We start from the raw sequence: 3434 nt of genomic DNA on the forward strand, positions 1-3434 counted from the left end.
CTGATGAAGAGGCTATGATGGGCGGGTTCCTGCATCAGTACTTTTTGAACAACAGCGGCAAAGAGATTTACAAGTGGCTGCATTATTTCGACGTCTACGAGCGCCACTTCGAACGGTTCAGAAACCGGAGGCCGGTCGTCGTTGAAATCGGCGTCTACAAGGGCGGATCGCTCGACATGTGGCGTGCCTATTTCGGCGAGGGCGCGCGAATCGTTGGAGTAGACATCGATCCTGCGTGCAAGGCGCACGAGTCCGAAGGGGTCGAAGTCTTCATTGGAAGTCAGGACGACCCTCGACTGCTCGATCGGATCATCGAGAAATATGGCCCCATCGACATCGTCATCGATGATGGCAGCCACATGATGGATCATGTCATCGCGACCTTCGAGCATCTCTACCATCATGTGCAGCCGAACGGCGTCTACTTCGTCGAGGACACGCACACGAGCTATTGGGACGACTATGGCGGAGGGCTGCGCAAGCCGGGATCGTTCATGGAATTCGCCAAGGGAAAGCTCGACGAGATCAACGCGCGTCACGCGCGCGGCGCCTTGCCGCCGAACGCCTTCACCCATGCAACAGACTCGATCTGTGTCTACGACAGCATTGTCGTCTTTGAAAAACGGCCGCAGGGCAGACGTCAGTCGCTGCTGACAGGGCAGGGGTAGACTCCGTCACAGGCCAGTCTGAAGCCGTTGGCTCCGAGCTGAAGGCACCCGCGCCCACGATCTTGCTGGCAATTATTCCCTGAAAGCCCGGGAGAGCTGATCGGTGATGGGTTTCATCAGATAAGACCAGACAGTGCGGTCGCCGGTCTGGATGTGCAATTCGGCAGGCATGCCCGGAATGAGCCGCGTTGCCGTCTTCAGGCAGACCGCCTCGTCGGTAATGTTGATGCGGGCCTCGTAATAGGCCGTCCGGTTGGCTGTGTCCTTGACCAGATCGGGAGAGATCCGATCGACCGTCCCGTGACACTCCGGCGTGGTGTTGCGGTCGAAGGCCGAGAAGCGGATCACGACCGGCTGGCCAAGGCTGACATCGTCGATGCGCAAGGGCGGAACCTGGGCATCGATCACCAGATCGTCCGTCTGAGGCACGATCAGCATCATGGTCTCGCCAGACGCGACAACGCCGCCAACCGTGTGGATCGCAAGCTCCTGCACGACGCCTGATTGCGGCGCCTTTATCGTCATATGGTCCAGCTGGTCCAGGGCAACCTGCTTGCGCTCGACCAGTTCGGCCTCCTTGCCTTCGGCCTCGCGCAGGTCGGCGTTGGCGCTTTTGCGGAAGTCGTTATCGAGTTGGATACTGGCCAGCGCGTTCTCGCTGATGCGCCCTTCCACTTCGGCGATCGCGGCAAGGAGCCTTCCGGCCTCGCCCTTTTGCTGGATCGTCTGCGTTTTCAAGGCGGTCAGGCGATCCAGCGATGCGAACCTCTTGGCGTAGAGATCCTGGATGATGATGAGGTCGTTGGTCGCCAGGTCAAGAGCTTCGAGGGCTGCGGCGCGCYGGGCCTTGAGGCCCTCGATCTGTTCGCGATATTGATCGTTGCGGGTTCCAAGCTGCGCCTTCTGGCTTTCCAGAAGCGTCATGTTGCTTCGATGCAGCGCGTTCTCACCCGCGATGAGGATCGCCATTGCGGGATCGCTGGCCCGGGCGGACAGATCGTCCGGTATGATCATCTCATCGCGGCCAATGGTCTCTGCCTCCAGGCGGGTCATTTGCAGCCGCGCACGGTCCAGCTGTTGGCCAATGATGCCCAGGTTAGCGCGTGCCACCGTGTCGTCGAAGCGAACCAGGACCTGGCCGGCCGTTACCTTGTCGCCATTTCGCACGAGGATTTCGTGGACGGTTCCGCCAGTCTGCTCCTGCACCTTCTTCACATTCGATTCCACCACCACCGTTCCGCTGGCGATGACCGCACCGGCAAGGGAGGTGGTCCCGGCCCAGATGCCGATGCCGCCAACAAGTGCCGCGACAACGACGAGGCCGGATCCAATGGTCCATCGAACTCCGTCACCACGCATCGACGAGCGTTGCAATGCCGGCAGGGCTGGTGCGTGCAAACGCGTCAGGTGGGGCGTTTGCGTGGGTGCGAGGCTCATCATGGCCGCCTGTCATGCAAGGTGACGACGGTTGGTGCGCGTTCGCCGCCCGGGGCCTGTTCCGGCCGCACATTGGCTGGGCGCGTCATCTTTGCCAGCACTTCGTCCCGCGGTCCTATCGCCTGCACCGTTCCGCCGGCCATGACCAGCACGGTATCGATATTCGCCAACGCTGCGGGCCGATGTGCGATGACGACGACGATGCCACCTCGATCGCGTACGCCCTTTATGGCTGCGCCCAGGGCGATGTCGCCTTCGCCGTCCAGATTGGAATTCGGCTCATCTAAAACCACGAGGAACGGATCGCCATACAATGCCCTCGCCAGACCGACCATCTGACGCTGGCCTCCGGAAAGTGCTGAGCCGCCTTCGCCGATGCGCGTCTGGAAACCGTCGCTCAGCCGGAGGATCATCTGTTTGACCCCGGCAGCTTCGGCCGCCGCCACGACGGCGTCCGCGCTCGCATTGGCGTTGAAGCGGTTGATGTTCTCGGCGACGGTACCCTCAAACAACTCGATGTCCTGCGGCAGGTAGCCGACGTCGCGTCCAAGCGCTTCTTCGTCGAACTGATCGAGTGCGGCCGCATCAAGACGCACAGTGCCGCGAAGAGGGGTCCATGCCCCGACGAGCGCACGCGCCAGCGTGGACTTGCCTGACGCACTTGCTCCGATGATGCCCAGCCCGGCTCCCGCCTGCAAGGAGAACGCCACGTTCTGGATGATTGGTTTTTGCTGGCCGGGAGCACCGACCGAGACCGCCTCGACCGACAGCGTCTCCCGAGGCCGTGGCAGCGTAAGAGGCGCTTCTTGTGCATCGGCGTTGCGCAACATCTGCTTGAGCCGGCCATAGCTCTGTCTGGTCGAAACCCAGGGGCGCCAGTTGGCAATGACGAGATCGACGGGCGACAGTGCCCTGGCGAGCATGATCGACGTCGCGATCATGATGCCAGGCGATGCCTCGCCTTCGATCACCAGGTAAGCGCCAAGTCCGAGCATCAGCGATTGCAGGATCATTCGCCACGTCCGCGAGACGGTCCCGGTCGCGCCGACGACATCGGAAATGCGCAACTGATTGGCAAGATACGCTTCGCTCCGATCCTGCCAGAGACCGCTGATGCGACGTCCCATGCCAAGCGCGCGCACCACCTCGGCATTGCGACGCCCGGCATCGGAAAGCTGCTTGCGGGAAATGGACGATTCCATCGCCCGTTTGGCGGGTCCCCGGCTAAGCCCTTCGGCAACCAGTGTCAGCAAGACGCTCACGATCGCGCCGGCCGTCGCGAGCGCTCCAAGCAGCGGGTGGAGGAAAAAGATGCCGACCAGATAGAAG

3 protein-coding genes are annotated in these 3434 nt (G+C 61.8%); 1 reads left to right on the forward strand and 2 read right to left on the reverse strand.

What is annotated here, in order from left to right; translation table 11 throughout:
• On the forward strand, positions 1–668 hold a 668-nt coding region (locus ACXJ7R_RS27890; protein WP_457154637.1), incomplete at its 5' end, for a class I SAM-dependent methyltransferase.
• 72 nt (positions 669–740) lie between these two features.
• On the opposite strand, the gene ACXJ7R_RS27895 is transcribed toward ACXJ7R_RS27890, so the two are convergent.
• Together ACXJ7R_RS27895 and ACXJ7R_RS27900 are read right to left on the reverse strand one after the other, a co-directional pair.
• Positions 741–2105, reverse strand: a complete 1365-nt coding sequence (locus ACXJ7R_RS27895; RefSeq protein ID WP_457154638.1) for an HlyD family type I secretion periplasmic adaptor subunit — start codon at positions 2103–2105, stop codon at positions 741–743.
• The coding region (locus ACXJ7R_RS27900; RefSeq protein ID WP_457154639.1) for a type I secretion system permease/ATPase at positions 2105–3434 on the reverse strand (1330 nt) is incomplete at its 5' end. The genes ACXJ7R_RS27895 and ACXJ7R_RS27900, both read right to left, overlap by 1 nt.

This window comes from Mesorhizobium sp. P5_C1 (assembly GCF_054049815.1).